Source organism: Actinomyces faecalis (assembly GCF_013184985.2).
Lineage (GTDB): Bacteria > Actinomycetota > Actinomycetes > Actinomycetales > Actinomycetaceae > Actinomyces > Actinomyces faecalis.
The window spans coordinates 2,227,587-2,243,270 of record NZ_CP063418.1 but is presented as its reverse complement, the minus strand read 5'-3'; the positions used below and the strand labels follow the sequence as shown (position 1 = coordinate 2,243,270).

Annotated in this window: 13 protein-coding genes; 4 read left to right on the top strand and 9 right to left on the bottom strand. The window is 65.0% G+C overall.

Annotated features, from left to right (window positions below; all coding sequences use genetic code 11):
• Positions 1-55: 55 nt before the first annotated feature.
• The 3 genes from tkt to HRL51_RS09635 form a co-directional block, all read right to left on the bottom strand.
• The gene (tkt, locus tag HRL51_RS09645) at positions 56-2,140 is read right to left on the bottom strand and encodes a transketolase (protein WP_172191520.1); all 2,085 of its coding nucleotides are present in this window, start codon (positions 2,138-2,140) and stop codon (positions 56-58) included.
• A 174-nt stretch (positions 2,141-2,314) separates the two neighbouring features.
• Entirely contained in the window at positions 2,315-2,755 is a 441-nt protein-coding gene (locus tag HRL51_RS09640; protein ID WP_172119468.1) for an RpiB/LacA/LacB family sugar-phosphate isomerase, read from the bottom strand.
• Between the two features lie 87 nt (positions 2,756-2,842).
• The gene (locus HRL51_RS09635; RefSeq protein WP_172191518.1) at positions 2,843-3,655 is read right to left on the bottom strand and encodes a FadR/GntR family transcriptional regulator; all 813 of its coding nucleotides are present in this window, start codon (positions 3,653-3,655) and stop codon (positions 2,843-2,845) included.
• A gap of 179 nt (positions 3,656-3,834) precedes the next feature.
• Here HRL51_RS09635 and HRL51_RS09630 point away from each other — a divergent pair, with 179 nt between their 5' ends.
• The 4 genes from HRL51_RS09630 to HRL51_RS09615 all read left to right on the top strand — a co-directional run bounded on the left by HRL51_RS09630 (position 3,835) and on the right by HRL51_RS09615 (position 8,928).
• The gene (locus tag HRL51_RS09630; RefSeq protein ID WP_172191516.1) at positions 3,835-4,665 is read left to right on the top strand and encodes a sugar phosphate isomerase/epimerase family protein; all 831 of its coding nucleotides are present in this window, start codon (positions 3,835-3,837) and stop codon (positions 4,663-4,665) included.
• Between the two features lie 148 nt (positions 4,666-4,813).
• Positions 4,814-5,713 carry a phosphogluconate dehydrogenase C-terminal domain-containing protein gene (locus tag HRL51_RS09625; RefSeq protein ID WP_172191514.1) on the top strand — a complete coding sequence of 300 codons (900 nt, stop codon included), beginning with the start codon at positions 4,814-4,816 and terminating at the stop codon, positions 5,711-5,713.
• 78 nt (positions 5,714-5,791) lie between these two features.
• Positions 5,792-7,183, top strand: a complete 1,392-nt coding sequence (locus tag HRL51_RS09620; RefSeq protein ID WP_172191512.1) for a GntT/GntP/DsdX family permease — start codon at positions 5,792-5,794, stop codon at positions 7,181-7,183.
• Positions 7,184-7,197: 14 nt separating this feature from the next.
• Complete coding sequence (locus HRL51_RS09615) at positions 7,198-8,928, top strand: dihydroxyacetone kinase family protein (RefSeq protein ID WP_172191510.1); 1,731 nt, start codon at positions 7,198-7,200, stop codon at positions 8,926-8,928.
• A gap of 106 nt (positions 8,929-9,034) precedes the next feature.
• On the opposite strand, the gene HRL51_RS09610 is transcribed toward HRL51_RS09615, so the two are convergent.
• From HRL51_RS09610 to HRL51_RS09585, 6 genes are all read right to left on the bottom strand, one after another.
• Entirely contained in the window at positions 9,035-9,775 is a 741-nt protein-coding gene (locus tag HRL51_RS09610; RefSeq protein WP_218957631.1) for a triose-phosphate isomerase family protein, read from the bottom strand.
• 172 nt (positions 9,776-9,947) lie between these two features.
• Positions 9,948-10,940 carry a 4-hydroxythreonine-4-phosphate dehydrogenase PdxA gene (locus tag HRL51_RS09605; RefSeq protein WP_172191508.1) on the bottom strand — a complete coding sequence of 331 codons (993 nt, stop codon included), beginning with the start codon at positions 10,938-10,940 and terminating at the stop codon, positions 9,948-9,950.
• Positions 10,941-10,990: 50 nt separating this feature from the next.
• The gene (locus HRL51_RS09600) at positions 10,991-11,920 is read right to left on the bottom strand and encodes an amidohydrolase family protein (protein ID WP_172191506.1); all 930 of its coding nucleotides are present in this window, start codon (positions 11,918-11,920) and stop codon (positions 10,991-10,993) included.
• Positions 11,921-11,934: 14 nt separating this feature from the next.
• Positions 11,935-13,269, bottom strand: a complete 1,335-nt coding sequence (locus HRL51_RS09595) for an MFS transporter (protein WP_172191504.1) — start codon at positions 13,267-13,269, stop codon at positions 11,935-11,937.
• Positions 13,270-13,411: 142 nt separating this feature from the next.
• Positions 13,412-14,194 carry an SDR family NAD(P)-dependent oxidoreductase gene (locus tag HRL51_RS09590; protein ID WP_172119472.1) on the bottom strand — a complete coding sequence of 261 codons (783 nt, stop codon included), beginning with the start codon at positions 14,192-14,194 and terminating at the stop codon, positions 13,412-13,414.
• Between the two features lie 58 nt (positions 14,195-14,252).
• Positions 14,253-15,626, bottom strand: coding sequence for an MFS transporter (locus HRL51_RS09585; RefSeq protein WP_172191502.1), 1,374 nt, complete (start codon positions 15,624-15,626; stop codon positions 14,253-14,255).
• Positions 15,627-15,684: the final 58 nt, after the last annotated feature.

Sequence of the window (15,684 nt, the reverse complement as noted above, 5' to 3'; positions counted from 1 at the left end):
CGTCGTGGCAGCCCCGCCTGCGGGGGATCCGTGACCCGAGGGCCAAACGGGGGTGTCAGGCCCTGCTGAGAGCCTGAGCGGCGACCTCAGCCACGTGCTCGGGCGTGAAGCCGTACTCCTCGAACAGCAGCGAGCCCGGGGCCGAGGCTCCGTAGTGCTCCAGAGAGACGATCGCGCCGCCGTCGCCCACGTACTCGCGCCACCCCATGGCGATGCCCGCCTCGATGGCCACCTTGGTGACGTCCTGGGGCAGGACGGAGGCCTGGTACGCCTCGTCCTGGGCGTCGAACCACTCCAGGCAGGGTGCGGAGACCACGCGTGCGGGGGTGCCCTCCTTCTGCAGCAGCTCGCGGGCGCCCAGCGCCACGCCCACCTCGGAGCCGGTGGCCACGAGAACAACGGCGGGGCTGACCTCGGCGCCGGAGGCGTCGGTGGCCTCGGCCAGGACGTAGGCGCCCTTGCGCAGGCCCTCGCGGGCCGCTTGCGGGGTCGCCGCGACCTGGAGGTTCTGGCGGCTCAGGATGAGTCCGGCAGGGCCGCGCTGCTCCAGGACCGCCAGCCACGCAGCCGCGGTCTCGTTGGCGTCGGCCGGGCGGACGACGGCGAGGCCCGGGATGGCACGCAGGGCGGCCAGGTGCTCGACCGGCTGGTGGGTGGGACCGTCCTCGCCCACGCCGATGGAGTCGTGGGACCACACGAAGGTCGAGGGCAGGCCCATGAGGGCGGCCAGTCGGACGGCCGGACGCATGTAGTCGCTGAAGACCAGGAAGGTGCCGCCGTAAGGGCGGGTCAGGCCGTCCAGAGCGATGCCGTTGAGGATGCCACCCATGGCGTGCTCGCGGATGCCGAAGTGGAGGGTGCGGCCGTAGGGGCCGTCCCCCTCGTTCCGGGCGAGGCTGGCCGGGAGGAAGGAGGGCTCGCCGGCCATCGAGGTGTTGTTTGAGCCGGCCAGGTCGGCCGAGCCGCCCCACAGCTCCGGCATGACCGGAGCCAGGGCGGTGAGGGTCTTGCCGGAGGCGGAGCGGGTGGACACCGACTCGCCAAGCCCCCAGGAGGGCAGTGCGTCGGCCAGGCCCTCGGGCAGGGCGTGGGCCTCTAGGCGCTCCAGCAGGGCCGCGCCCTCGGTGTTGGCGGACTTCCAGGCCTCGAAGCGTGCGTCCCAGTCCTCGCGAGCAGCCCTGGCGCGCTCGGCCGCGTGCCCACGGGTGTAGTCCAGCAGGTCAGCGGGGACGTCGAAGCTTGTGGACGGGTCTAGGCCGAGGGCCTCCTTGAGGCCGGCGACCTCGTCGGTGCCGAGCTTGGAGCCGTGGGAGCCGGCCGTGCCCTGCTTGGTGGGGGAGGGCCAGGCGATGATGGTACGCAGGCGGATGAGAGTGGGGCGCGAGGTCTCGGCGCGAGCCTCCTCCAGCGCGTCGTGGAGGGCCTCCAGGTCCTCGTGGTAGGTGCCGCCCTTCTTCCAGTCCACGTCCAGCACCTGCCAGCCGTAGGCGGCGAAGCGGGCGGAGGGGTCCTCAGTGAAGGAGATGTCGGTGTCACCCTCGATGGAGATGTCATTGTCGTCGTAGATGGCGATGAGGTTGCCCAGCTGCTGGGTGCCGGCCAGGGAGGCGGCCTCGGCGGACACTCCCTCCTGGAGGCAGCCATCGCCCATGATCGTGTAGACGAAGTGGTCAAAGACAGACTCCCCGGCCGGGGTGGTGGCGTCAAACAGGCCGTGCTCACGGCGGGCGGCCATGGCCAGACCGACGGCGTTGGTCAGGCCCGCACCCAGTGGGCCGGTGGTGGTCTCCACGCCCTTGGTGTGGCCGTACTCGGGGTGGCCAGGGGTCAGGGAGCCTGCCTGACGCAGCTGCTTGAGGTCGCTGACCTCCAGGCCGTAGCCCGCCAGGGTGAGCTGGATGTACTGGAGCACGGAGGCGTGCCCGGCGGACAGGACGAAGCGGTCGCGGCCCAGCCAGTGTGGATTGGCGGGGTCCGAGGTCATCTCGTACTGGTAGAGCAGGTAGGCGACGCCGGCAAGGGAGATGGCGGCACCCGGGTGACCGGATCCGGCCTTCTCGACGGCGTCAGCCGCCAGCGCCTTGGAGACGACGATGGCCTTGCGGTCGTCATCGGTCAGAGAGAAGGGGGCAGGGCTCATCGTTTGAGGCTCCTTAGTCGTGGGTGGGGCGACGATGAGTGTTGCCCCGACTGTGCTGATCCTCCCGCGCGGGGCGTGCTGGCTCAACTGTGCGCAGCACGCCCCGCGCTCGGGAGAGTGGTGTTCCCGCCCCAAAAGTATCAGGGGAGAACAAAAGTGGGGAGGGGTCTGTGGTCAGGCCTGGGTGCGCTCGAACTCGCAGATGCGCTCGACCTTGGGGCCGGAGCGGCCGTTGGGGTCGAACTGCCCGGCCAGGTACTCACGCAGGAAGACCTTGGCGCTCTCGGTGCCCACGACCTGGGAGCCCATGGAGATGAGGTTGGCGTTGTTGGACAGGCTGGCGCGCTGTGCCTGGTAGACGTCGGCCACGCAGGCGCAGTAGGCGCCGGGGACCTTGTTGGCCGCGATGGACACGCCGATGCCGGTGCCGCACACGAGGACGCCGCGGTCCGCCTTGCCGGCGGCCACGTCGGTGGCCACCGCGATGGCGACGTTGGCGTAGATCGGGTCCTCGGAGGGGTAGTCGACCACCTCGTGGCCGAGCTTCCTGGCCTCCTCGATGAGGACGGCCTTGAGGTCGGTGGCGTTGGGGTCGCACCCGAATGCGAGCTTCATACAGGACTCCTTTGTCTGTGGTGGAATCAAATATTATCTAGGAAAGTGGTCAACCACAGCATACGTCAGCGCCCTTGCCTTCGGGTCTCAATGGGTGGGTGCGGGCGGGATGCGGGACAGCATCCCGCCGTGCGCGGTGGTGGCGAGGGGTCCGGATATCGGATGGGAGTAGGGGCCGGCCTCTTGCTCGGTCGGTATTGCTGCCAGCAGGCGGGTCTGGGCCGTCATCATGTGCAGGCGCATGGCTGCGGCAGCGTTGGCGGCTTCCCCGTTCTTCAACGCCTTGACGATCATGGCGTGCTCGCGCAGGGCGTCCCGCATGTCGGCGGGATCATGGACCGATCGCTCATCCCACACGCGCAGGAGTGAGCGGGTGGTCACCAGGAGGTCGGCAAGGATGGCGTTGCCGGCGACGGTGGTGATGTGCAGGTGGAAGGCGGCATCGGCCTCCACGAAGTGGGCCGGGTCCTCCAGCGCCCCCTCCTGCTGGGTGATGAAGGACTCGAGCTCGGCCAGGGTCTGGGGGTTGTAGCGCCGTGAAGCGACCTCGACGGCAGAGACCTCCAAGGCGGCGCGGACCTGGTGAAGGTCCTCGGTCTGTCCACGTGAGAGCATCATTCCCCACTTCAGGGTAGTGGGAAGCAGGTTGTTGACCGAGTTGCGCACGTAGGTCCCTGATCCGCCGATCGTCTCGACGAGGCCGAGGAACTCGATAGTTCGGATGGCCTCCCTGACGGCAGAGCGCCCCACGCCCAGCTGGTTGACCAGCGTGCGCTCGGCGGGCAGCCGGTCGCCGGGGCGTAGTCCCGACTCGAGGATCAGCTCCAGGAGCTGCTCGGCGGTTCGTGAGGAGCCGAGTGGCGCGGAGTCGTCCGCGCTGGGAGGAGGTGGGAAGGACATGCCCTGATCGTAGGGGACGCGAGAAGGCTCAGCAGGAGATCAAATTGGTCAACCAATCTGGTTGACCAATTGCATGATTGGCACTATCTTCGTGCGTGTCAGTGGTCTCCATCACGCAATGATGCGTATGTGGTTGACCGATATCTTCACAGACACCTGTGCTTCACGATGAGGTGACCATGCGCGTCGGAATCGGAACCTATGCCCTGTTCTGGGAGTGGAACGAGCGCTGTCCCCACCCTCTGGGGATCGAGGCCATGATCGACTGGGCCAAGGAGCTCGGCTGCGACGTCTTCCAGATCTGCGACGATCCTCGCATCGAGGACTATGACGACCAAGGGCTCGACGCTGTGGCGGACCGTGCCCGCAGCCTTGACGTTGAGCTGGAGCTGGGGACACGTGGCACCGGCCTGGAACACCTGAGCGCCTACGTCCGGCGGGCGCAGAGGCTGGGGGTCAGGTTGCTGCGCTCCATGGTCCAGGCGACTGAGGTCGCGGGCGGTCTGGAGCCTGTCGTGGACCGGCTGCGAAGGCTCGTGCCGGTGCTGGAGGCCGCGGACGTCACCCTTGCTCTGGAGACCTATGAGCAGGTCCCGACTGACGACCTGGTACGGGTCGTCAGAGCGGTCGACTCCGAGCGAGTCGGAATCTGCCTGGACCCGGCCAACTGCGTCTCGGCTCTGGAGACACCGGACTCGGTCATGGCCAAGACCTCCGGCCTGGTGACCAACTTGCACGTGAAGGACTTCGCCTTCACCCGTAACGAGGGCTGGGTCGGCTTCCTGTACGCAGGAGCCCGGCTGGGTGAAGGGCTGCTCGACCTGGACGCCGAGATCCAAGCCGTCTACGGCGACTCGGGAGCGGGCGGCAGCGACCCGGACCGGCCGAGCGCCGTCGTCGAGCACTGGGTGCCCTGGCAAGGCGATATCGAGACCACCATCGCCCTGGAGCGCAGCTGGACCGAGACCGCGGTCCGCAGGCTCCTGGACCTGAGGGCCGCCGCGCGGTAGCGGCCCGTCCGTCCCACAAGCTCCGCGGCCGGTGCTGAACGGAACCGGCCGCGGTGGGCCCTGTGCGCGCACGTGGCGCGGCGCAGTGGCTGATAGTCCCGTTCACCTTCGACCTGGCAACGATGCCCAGTCTCAGAAAGGACCTGTCATGACTGACTCGAAGACCCTCAACCCCTTGTACGGCAAGACCGTGGAGCTTGACCCCTCCCTGAGGATTGCCGTCGTCGGCGCCGCCGGCAAGATGGGCACGCGTGTGTCCAACAACCTCAACCTCACTGACGCCACGATCTACTACTGCGAGTCCTCTGAGCGCGGCCAGGCCGCGGTCAAGGAGCTGGGACGCGAGATCAGCAGGATTGAGGACGTCGCCGCTGAGTGCGACGTCGTCATCCTGGCTGTGCCGGACATCGCTCTTGGGCCGGTCTCCGAGACCGTCGTGCCGCTGATGCGTCCCGGCTCGGTCCTGCTCACGCTGGACCCGGCTGCCGCCTACGCCGGGCTGATCGCCCGAGCCGACGGCGTGGCACTGGCCTGTGCCCACCCCTGCCACCCCTCTGTCTTCCTCGAGCGTGAGGGTGACCAGTGGAACGACACCTTCGGCGGTATCAGCGCCCCGCAGGAGGTCGTGGCGGCTGTCGAGGACGCGACCGACCGCCAGAAGGAGGTCGCTGACGCCGTCATCCGTGCCCAGTACGCCCCTGTCATCGACGTCCACTGGGTCACTGTGCACCAGCTCGCCCAGCTGGAGCCCACGTTGGTTGAGACTACCGGCTGCATGATCGGACAGTTCCTCAAGGACTCGATGGACTACGCGGTCAAGGAGATCGGAATCCCCGAGGACGCTGTCAAGGCCATCTTCTACGGGCACATCTACATCGCCCTGACCAACGCCCTGCGTGGCTCCAACCCCTTCTCCGACGCCTGCCTGCTGGCGATGGACTACGGTCGCGAGGCGATCATCAAGGAGGACTGGAAGAAGATCTGGAAGGACGACGACCTTGACGTCGTCATCGCCAAGATGCTCAAGCTCGACAAGGTCGAGCACTGAGACGTGTTGGCACCGGGCTGGCGCCGCAGCGGTAGGCGGTGGCGCCAGCCCGGGGCGTGACACGGAGGACTCCTCGTCATGAGCGTGACCTATCTCTTCATTGTCGCGGCGCTAGCGATCGCCGCCCTGCTCCTGCTCGTCATGCGTCTGAAATGGCCGGCATACGTCGCGCTGCTTGCCGTCTCGGTGGCTACCGCGGCTGCCGCCGGGATCCCGATCGACGAGATCGTGCCGACTGTCATCGCGGGTATGGGTGGCACTCTCGGGTCCGTGGCGCTCCTGGTCGGGCTCGGAGCCATGCTCGGTGGAATCATCGAGAAGACCGGTGGTGCCGAGGTGGTCGCCACGCGGGCTGTCCAGCTGCTGGGCAAGGAGCGACTCGGCCCAGCGCTGCTGATCGCGTCCGGCCTGATCGCGATCCCGATCTTCTTCGACGTCGGCTTCATCATCCTGGTCCCGATCATCTTCAGCTTTGCCAAGGCTGCGGGCCACCGCTCCCCAGTTATTCTGGGTGCCCCGGTGGCTGCCACGATGGTCTTCATCCACAACTCCGTCCCACCTCACCCCGGTGTCACCGGCTCAACCGCCCTGTTGCGTGGCGACGCGCTCGGCCTGGTGACCATGCTTGGCATCGCGCTGGCCGTGCCGATCGGTGTGGTGATCTACCTGGTCTCCAACCGACTGACTCGTCAGGACCTTCCGCTGTCCGCGGAGGTGCGTCGTACCTACGACTCCACAGGGGCCGCTGACTTCTCTGCCGTTGCGAGCAAGACGGGGCAGGCTGCCACGGCGCTGCGCAAGCCGCGTGCGTGGACGGTGGTGGCCATGATCCTGCTGCCGATCCTCATGATCTCCTTCGGCACCATCGTCTCCGTCGTCGCGGAGGAGGGGTGCACCTTCCGCCGCGTCGCCTCCTTCGTCGGAGCTCCTGGCTTCGCGCTCATCGTCGCGGTCGTCCTGGCCATGTGGGTGCTCGGACGCTGCAACGGCTGGCCCCAGCAGGAGATGAGTGCCCTGATGGACGCAGCACTCGGGCCGGCAGCCGTGGTCGTGTTCGTCACCGGTGCCGGCGGTGTCTTCGCCAAGGTGCTCACGGAGTCCGGCATCGGTGAGGCTGTGGCTGGGCTGCTCATGGACGCCGGGGTGCCCATCCTGTTCATGGCGTTCCTTGTGGCCCTGGTCTTCAAGGTGGCTCAGGGGTCCGGTACGGTCGCCACGCTTGCAGCAGCCGGCCTCATGCAGTCTGCTGTGGAGACCGGTGGCTACACCGACTTCCAGGTGGCCCTCATCATCCTGGCAATCGGGATGGGATCGGTCTCGCTGTCCCACATCAACGACTCCGGGTTCTGGATCTCCTCGCGCCTCCTCGGCCTGAGCGTTGCCGGTGGCCTGAGGACGTGGACGGTGCTGTGCACCGTAGGAGGCTTCCTCGGGATGGCGATCATCAGCCTGTTGTGGCTGGTTGCGTAGGACGGTGCTGAGTCATGACCTATCTCAAGCACGATCCCTCGACCTTCGCGGCCCTGGCCGTGCAGTCCTTCGCCCAGGTTCATGCTGACCTGGTTCAGCCTATCGACGGCGGAGTCGCGCGGGCCACGCGTGACTGCGAGGACCAGGTAGCGCTCGTCATCGGCGGTGGCAGCGGCCACTACCCGGCGTTCGCCGGGCTCGTGGGCCCGGGGCTGGCCCACGGCGCGGTGCTGGGCAACATCTTCGCCTCGCCCTCAGCCGGCCAGGTCGAGGGCGTGGCCCGAGCCGTGGAGCAGGGCCGTGGCGTCCTGCTCAGCTACGGCAACTACGCAGGTGACAGGCTCCAGTTCGACGCCGCGGCCGCCAGGCTGGAGGCGGCAGGGACCCCGGTACGCACCGTGCGCGTGACCGACGACGTCTCATCGGCCCCTCCCGAGGAGGCCGAATGGCGTCGAGGCCTGGCGGGAGACCTTGTGGTCTTCAAGGTCGCTGGCGCGGCAGCCGCGCGCGGAGACGACCTGGAGACGGTCCACGCACTGGCTGGACGGGCGAACGCAGTGACCCGGACCCTCGGAGTGGCCTTGACGGGATGCACGCTGCCGGGTGCCGAGGCTCCGCTGTTCACCGTCCCCGAAGGACGGATGGGTGTTGGCCTGGGCATCCACGGCGAGCCGGGCCTGGACGAGGTCGACACGCCTGACCCGGCCGGCCTGGCTGAGCTGCTCGTCTCCCGCCTCCTTGCAGAGGCTCCAGGCGGTCGTGCTCGTGGTTCGCGGGTCGTGGCCCTTGTCAACGGCCTGGGTGCGGTCAAGATGGACGAGCTCTACGTCGTCTGGGGCGAGATCAGACAGGCGCTGGAGACGGCTGGCGTGGAGGTGGCTGACGTCCAGGTGGGAGAGTTCTGCACCAGCTTTGAGATGGCTGGGATGTCCTTGACCCTGGCCTGGCTCGATCCTGAGCTGGAGGAGCTGTGGCGGGCGCCGGCCCGCTCGGCCGAGTACCAGGTGGGGCAGTCGGATGGTGGTGAGATCGCCGTCGTGCGGTCTGAGCGGAGAGAGGAGACGGCTGCCGTCCCGCGGCATGGAGAGCCCGACCTCCCGGTCGCCTCGCTGGCTTCTCAAGGACTTGCCGAGAGAGTCGCGGACGTCCTGCGTGCTGTCAGCGACGCAGTCGACGCCCAGATGGATGAGCTGGGCCGTATCGACGCCATCGCCGGCGACGGCGACCACGGTATCGGTATGCACAACGGGGCCAGGGCCGCCGCGGCGAGCGCCGCCGAGCTCGCAGCAGCAGGCGCGGGAGCCGGTACCTTGCTCGTCCGGGCGGGCCGGGCCTGGTCTGACGGAGCAGGCGGGACGTCCGGCGCGCTGTGGGACACGATGCTCGCCACGCTCGGACGTCAGCTGGGTGACCAGGAGGGCGCAGACCTCTCTTCCCTTCGCCAGGGGATCCAGGCAGCGTACGAGGCTGTGACTCGTCAGGGCGGGGCACAGGTGGGGGACAAGACTCTTGTCGACGCCCTCGCTCCCTTTGCCCGCGTCTTCGCCGACGCCGAGGAGCCAGCTCAGGCGGTGTGGCGGCAGGCTGCCGCTGCGGCTCACGAGGGGGCTGCCTCGACTGTCGGCATGATGCCGGGACTCGGACGGGCTCGCTCCCACGGGGAGAAGGCCCGTCAGGTTCCTGACCCGGGCGCGGTCTCCTTCGCCCTCGTGGCGGAGACCGTGGCTCAGCGGCTAGGAGACTGAGCCGGGGCCGTCGTCGCCTGGGTGCGGCGAGTACAGCGACGAGGGAGGGGACCCACCGACTGGTGGCCCCCTCCCTCGTCGCTGTGAGGCGTCGCCCGCCAGGTTCTTATGGCTGCACAGCGAGTGCCTCAGCCACGACCTGCTCCAGCGCCGCGGGGTCGTGGGCGAAGCGGCCCAGGAAGACGCCGTCGACAGCCGGGACGAGCTCGGTGAGCAGTCCCGGTCCGGCTGAGCCTCCGTAGACGACGCTGGCGGTGGGAGCGAGCTCTGTCAGCCCGGCGCGCAGGGCCTGGCAGACCTCCTGGACATAGCCCACCGGCGCGGGCTGCGGGGCGCCGATCGCCCAGTAGGGCTCGTAACCGACCCACAGCGGGGCGTCAGTTCCTTCCTGGCCGACGGCGGAGCGGACGTGGGCCAGGCACGCCTCAGCCGCCTTGGCGGGGTCAGTCTGCTCAGGCTCGCCCACGCACAGCATGGGGACCATGCCGTTGCGCAGGGCTGCACGGGTCTTGGCAGCGACCATCTGCTCGTCCTCGCCGAAGACCGTGCGGCGCTCATAGTGGCCGACCTCCACCGTGCGTACCCCGAGGTCTGCCAGGTCCGCTCCGGAGACCTCACCGGTCAGGGCACCGCGGTCCTCGGGAGCCAGGTCCTGGGCCCCCAGCAGGACAGAGGAGCCTGCCAGGCGCTGGGCTGCCGCCGGGACCGTGAGGAAGTCGGTGTAGACCGCCATCTGCAGCTCGGCCGTGGCAGGGACGCTGGCCGCGATACGGGCCACCTCCTCGCAGTAGCGCAGCGTGCGCGCACGCTCGAAGTACATCTTGAGGCTGACGGCGACGATGGTCACGAGAGCTCCTACAGGGGTGAGAAAAGGTCTTGCTGCTGCGCCCCGGTCAGTATGGCACCGGGCTCTGGCGCAGGGGGGCGGTGCCGGGTGGAAGACGGGAGGACGACGCAGGCGCCGTGATCGGCAGACGGCAGGACCGCTCAGCCGACCACAGCGCCTGGTGCGCGTGACGTCAGTGCATGTGCTGCCGCCCAAGATCCACAGCAATGTCGAAGGCTCGCTGTGAGGGGCCAAGCGAAGCCTTGCCGAGACCAACAATCTCGTATGCGGTCCCGTGTGCCGGAGTTACGATAGGAACAGGCAAGCCGCCTTGGACAGTGACCCCAGAATCAAAACCCATGAGTTTCATGGCTATCTGACCCTGATCGTGATACATGGTCACGACACCGTCATACTCACCTTTCTTCGCCTTGATAAAGATCGTGTCGCAAGGGAATGGCCCTTCGACATTGACCCCATCGACTTGACTGGCCAATTCAATTCCTGGCGAGATGTGTTCGATCTCTTCGCGTCCAAACTGACCGTGCTCACCCGCGTGCGGGTTGAGGGCAGCCACCGCGATACGTGGGTGGGGAACACCTGTACCCTGAATGACACGGTGAAGCAATGTGATGGCATCACGGACTGCTCGGGCCGTGATCCCGAAAGCGACCTCAGACAGAGGGATATGAGAGGTAACCCGAGAGGTAGTCAGCCCAGGAACGAAGTTCAATTCGCTGGTGAAGCCGTCAAAGCCAAGGAGATTTGCGAACCACCGTAACTCATCGTGCTCGTGCATGCCAGCGAGGTGTAGTGAGGTCTTGTTCAGAGGCAGGAACATCAATGAGTCCGACAACCCATCTCTATAGCGCTGGACTGCAGCGCGCAGATCAGACATCACGCGACGGCCGGCGGCAACAGAAGTCTGTTTGGCCGCTACGGGGATATCTGCCAGCTCGGATCCGAGTAGGCACACGTGACCAGGACCGGGATCGTCACCGATCGGAACGGTGACATTAAACTCGTCTGAGATGGTAGCGATTTCCGAGGCGGATGCGAAGATAGAAACGGCAGCCTTCTCAAGGTTCGTCGGATTCGACAGCAGCCTTACCGCGAGTTCTGGTCCGACACCTGAAAAGTCGCCAAGAGTTATCGTAATTTTAGGAATTTTGTTATGTGAGGGCATAGGATTCTCCTTGCGTCTCGATCTTTTTCTGCATACTGGTTGTGGTGGTGCTACTCGGTTAACAGGTCTGGGGGAAGACGGTAGACGTGCTGCGCTGTTCCGGCAAACATTTTCTTTTGCTCAGTCGAACTGTAGTCCTTGACGATCTCAAGGAATCCGTTCCAGATCTCTGAGTAGGAGGCTGTCAGGCTATCCACTGGGAAGTTCGAGGCAAACATCATGCGATCTGGTCCGAATGAAGTTGCGAGATGCTCGACGATTCGCCGATTGTTGTTCGCCGTCCAAGCAATTCCTTGTAATCCGATGCCGCTCACCTTTACGGTGACCTGCGGGAACTGTGAGATTCGCGCGGTCGCTTCTTGCCATGCCGTAAGGGCGTCTTCAGAACGGTCTGAAGGTAGTGCGGCATGGTTGATGATGACTGGAAGCTCAGGATTTTTCCGCAGCATTTCTTCTGCTTGATCCAGATGCCACCAGGCTACCTGGAGGTCAAAACTGAGACCGTATTTGCGAAGGAGGCTGATGCCGTGAAGCCAGGCACTGTCGGTCATGAGTGTCTTGTACTGTGCTGCCATCTTGGGTGACGGCGCCTGCCCCGGTTTGTGTCTCACGCCTCGGACCAATGGTATGTTGGATAGTTCTTCGAGTGTCTGCTCAACATCTGGGTGGTGGAGTAGAGCATGTGCGACAGCGGCGTTGGGCAGACCGTATTTCTTCGAGATGTTGGCGGTGTATTCCATCTCTCCAATCGGATCATCCTCTTCCCATTCTGTCTCCATGGTGACAGTGCCGACGAGGTTGATACCTGCTGTGGATGCATCTTTGATGATGTCCGGCGGGAGGTAGTCGCGCTTGATGCTCTCGTAGGGGCCGTAACGAAAGCCTATATCTACTCCTGGAAGTAGCCAGGGCTGCTTTCCGAGAGAAGGCTCCCAGAAGTGGTGATGTGCATCGATAACCGGTCCATTATATGTAGTCATAGTGTTTCCTGTGCTCAGGATCTAGCAGAAGCTAGGGGTTTGCGGAAATTGATCAGTGCCGAGCCGAGCATGTAGAGGGCTGCGGCCGCCACGAGGAAGAAAAAGGCGCCGGAGTATGATCCTCCTGCAATTTTGATCGTGTATCCCATGATCACGGGCGCGAGGGCGCCTCCGAGGCTTGAAGCGATATTCATGACGGAACCGACGGCGCCCACTTGTGGGCCTGGAGCAAGCCAGGCGGGGATAGCCCAGTACAGTCCACCGAAGTTTGTGAAAAATACTGCTGATGAGAGCATGGCAAGACATAGGGTGGCACTCGAAACCATGGGGATCAGTAGGACGCTCATTGCCATGAAAAATGCAGAGCCGACGAGGATGCTCTTCATCACCATGTTATAGTTTCCAAATTGTTTGCGCCCCCAATCGGCGAGGCTTCCTGCAACCAGCTGACCGACGGCTCCCATACCGAAAATGAGGAATGTGGCCCCACCTAGTCCCATGAGATCAAATCCTCTGGCTTGATGAAGGTAGGAAGGTGTCCAGGAGATGATGCCCCACCACACTGTCGCCCAGCCGAGGCGGCCGAGCCAGAATCCCCACCAGGAGATCGAGACAGCGTAATCTCTCAAGGAGGGTAGAGGAGCATCTTCCTTCACCACGCGAATGGTTGATTGCTGCTTTCCTGCATTCTCAACGTTCTGGCCTTTGATGTGAGCCAGTTCTGCTTCGTTGACCCCTGGATGCTCCTCGGGGGTATCGCGTACGTAGGTCCAATAGATGATTGCGAGAACAATCGTCAGCGCTCCTGTGACAAAGAATGCCCAGCGCCATGAACCAAATATTCCGATGACGGCAGTGACGAGTACACCTCCGACGGCGCTACCAAAGGGGCCTGCCATATCGACGAAGGTGGCTCCACGGCCTCGTTCGCTCTCGCTTAGCCAGCTTGAGTTGACCTTCGCCCCTGAAGGGGCGGTGGGTGCTTCAAAGGCGCCAAGCCCGAGTCGGGCTGCGCCGAGCGCGGTACCCGATGTGAGGAAGCCGATTCCGAGCTGGAGCGACCCCCAAAGTAGGCCCGCAATGCTGACCACCCGCCTGGGGCCGAACTTGTCAAGGAGCCAGCCACCGGGGACCTGGAACACAAGGTATGTCCAGAAGAAGAGAGAAAGTATCCATCCTTGCATGTCTGCAGAGAGCCCCAGGTCCTTTTCCATATAGGGGAGGGCAATGGATAGTGTGGAGCGATCAACATAGTTCAGAAGAACGAGAAGCCAGAGGATGACGAATATACCAAATCTCTTGTGTGTCGCCTTCTTGTCTGGCGCGTATATTTGGCTATTGGATATCATTAAATAAGCCCCTTTGCTTATCTGTTGACCGTGAAAATTATCGAGTTGTGTGGAAGGTTTGGGAGAACTGGCCTCGCTGTTTTCATAAGTTCGGGTAGACGGCATTGCCACCCGCTGACCACAGCGCCTGGTGCGCGTGACGTCAGTGCATGTGCTTGCCGCCGTCGACGTTGATGGACACGCCGTTGACGAAGGAGGCGTCTGCCGACAGGAAGAAGCTGACGACGGCCGCGATCTCCTCGGGCTGGCCCACGCGGCCGACTGGGATGTTGGAGGACATCTGCGCCTTGCGCTCGTCGGTCAGCTTGCCGCCCATGATGTCGGTGTCAATCGGTCCGGGCAGTAGGGCGTTGACGGTGATGCCGTACTGGCCCAGCTCGCGGGCGCCGCCACGGGTGACTCCGAGGACCCCCGCCTTGGCGGCGGCGTAGGCGAACTTGGAGAAGGTGCCGCCACCGTCGAGGGCGGTGATGGAGGAGAAGTTGACGATACGGCCGATGCCGTACTTCTTCATCTCCTCGGCGGCGTACTTCATCATGAGCATGGTGCCGCGGCAGTTGACGCCGACGACCTTGTCGAACAGCTCGGCGTCGAGCTCCTCCAGCGGGACCGGGCAGGCGATACCGGCCACGTTGGCCAGACCGACGACCGGGGGCATCTCCTTCGCGACCTCAGCGAAGGCGGCGGCCACGGCCTCCTGGTCGGCGATGTCCAGGACGAGGGCACGGACCTTGAGATCGGGGTGGGCCTGGCCCAGCTCGGTCTCGAAGTCCTTGACGGCCGGGTTGAGGTCCACGGCGACGATGTTCCAGCCCTCGTCAGCCAGACGGCGGGCAACGGCGCGGGCGATGCCGCGCGGGGCGCCGCAGCCGGAGACGACGGCGGTACGAGCCTCAGGGAAGACGGGCTTGGTGTAGTCCTTCATGGGATTCTCCAATCAGTTGAGATTTGTGAGTAGTGGTTCTGGAACGGGATGGTGCGGGTCAGAGCGACTCCTGGAGTGCAGCGGCTGCGCGCTCCTTGTCGCTGGCCTTGAACAGGCGCAGCCCCAGGACGAGGAAGAGACCGATGATGCCGGCCAGGCCCAGGACGATGAGTCCGGCGGCCTCGTTGGGGGCCTCGACGCTGCCACCGACGTGGGTGGTCGCCCAGGTGCGCAGAAGCGGGGCGAGCCAGCCGCCGAGGTTGCCCAGGGCGTTGATCAGGCCGGTGGCGCCAGCAAGAGCGGCACCGCTGAGGTAACGGGTGGGCAGCTGCCAGAAGACTGGCTGGGCGGTCACGAAGCCGACGGCCGCGATGGACAGCAGCATGAGGGCCGGCACCGGGCTGTGCAGGAAGAATGCCGAGCCGCCGATACCGATTCCGGAGAAGGCCAGCATGAGCGCAGCCAGGCCGGCGTGGTTCTGACGGCGGTCCGCGATCTTGGGCAGGATGATGACGCCGATGAGGGCCACGGCCCACGGGATGGCGGTGATGAGCGAGGCCTTGAGGCCGGCCTCACCATTGGTCATGTTGACGACCTGCTTGGGCAGGAAGAAGGTCAGGCCGTAGACGGAGGCCTGGATGCACAGGTAGATGAGGCAGAAGTAGAGGATGCGAGGATCGAGCATCGCCTGCTTCCACGAGATCGGCTTGGCCTCGTGCTTGGCACTCTCCTCGTGAGCGATCTGCTCGCTCAAGTGCTCCTTCTCGTCCTGGGTCAGCCAGCGAGCGTTGGCAGGGCGGTCGACCAGCACGAAGGGGCAGATGAGGCCGACGACGACGGCGAGCAGGCCCTCGACTAGGAACATCCAGTGGATGCCGTCCATGCCGAGCAGGCCGTCAAGCTCCAGGAGGCCGCCGGACAGGGGGTTGCCGAACATGTTGGCGATAGGCAGGCCCATGTAGAACAGGCCTGTGGCCCAGGAGCGGCGAGCAGCCGGGTACCAGTAGGTCAGGTAGAGCATGACGCCGGGGAAGAACCCAGCCTCGGTGATACCCAGCAGGAAACGGAGGATGTAGAAGCTTGTTGGTCCCTGGACGAACATAAAGCAGGCGGCGACGATGCCCCAGCTGATCATGATTCGGGTCATCCACCAGCGTGCACCGACTCGGTGCATGATGAGGTTTGAGGGGACCTCGAAGACGGCGTAGCCGATGAAGAAGAGTGTGGCGCCGAAGGTGTAGGCGGCGGTGGAGATGCCGTAGTCGGCCTCCCAGGCCTGCTGTGCCCAGCCGAGGTTGGTGCGGTCAACGAAGGCGATGACGTACATCAGCAGCAGGAACGGAATGAGGCGCTTGGTCACCTTGGACAGAGCGGACTCCACGATGGCGGGCTTAGGCGTGAAGCCGGTGCGCAGAGGGGGGTGGTGGGTCATGTGTGACCTCCTTGTCACGTCTGAGGGGGTGGTAGGTGGGAGACGACGTGTGGTCGTC

What these genes read in the sequence shown, in the direction of transcription:
- tkt (WP_172191520.1), bottom strand. Translation starts at nt 2,140, where the DNA reads ATGAGCCCTGCCCCCTTCTCTCTGACCGATGACGACCGCAAGGCCATC.
- HRL51_RS09640 (WP_172119468.1), bottom strand. Translation starts at nt 2,755, where the DNA reads ATGAAGCTCGCATTCGGGTGCGACCCCAACGCCACCGACCTCAAGGCC.
- HRL51_RS09635 (WP_172191518.1), bottom strand. Translation starts at nt 3,655, where the DNA reads ATGTCCTTCCCACCTCCTCCCAGCGCGGACGACTCCGCGCCACTCGGC.
- HRL51_RS09630 (WP_172191516.1), top strand. Translation starts at nt 3,835, where the DNA reads ATGCGCGTCGGAATCGGAACCTATGCCCTGTTCTGGGAGTGGAACGAG.
- HRL51_RS09625 (WP_172191514.1), top strand. Translation starts at nt 4,814, where the DNA reads ATGACTGACTCGAAGACCCTCAACCCCTTGTACGGCAAGACCGTGGAG.
- HRL51_RS09620 (WP_172191512.1), top strand. Translation starts at nt 5,792, where the DNA reads ATGAGCGTGACCTATCTCTTCATTGTCGCGGCGCTAGCGATCGCCGCC.
- HRL51_RS09615 (WP_172191510.1), top strand. Translation starts at nt 7,198, where the DNA reads ATGACCTATCTCAAGCACGATCCCTCGACCTTCGCGGCCCTGGCCGTG.
- HRL51_RS09605 (WP_172191508.1), bottom strand. Translation starts at nt 10,940, where the DNA reads ATGCCCTCACATAACAAAATTCCTAAAATTACGATAACTCTTGGCGAC.
- HRL51_RS09600 (WP_172191506.1), bottom strand. Translation starts at nt 11,920, where the DNA reads ATGACTACATATAATGGACCGGTTATCGATGCACATCACCACTTCTGG.
- HRL51_RS09595 (WP_172191504.1), bottom strand. Translation starts at nt 13,269, where the DNA reads ATGATATCCAATAGCCAAATATACGCGCCAGACAAGAAGGCGACACAC.
- HRL51_RS09590 (WP_172119472.1), bottom strand. Translation starts at nt 14,194, where the DNA reads ATGAAGGACTACACCAAGCCCGTCTTCCCTGAGGCTCGTACCGCCGTC.
- HRL51_RS09585 (WP_172191502.1), bottom strand. Translation starts at nt 15,626, where the DNA reads ATGACCCACCACCCCCCTCTGCGCACCGGCTTCACGCCTAAGCCCGCC.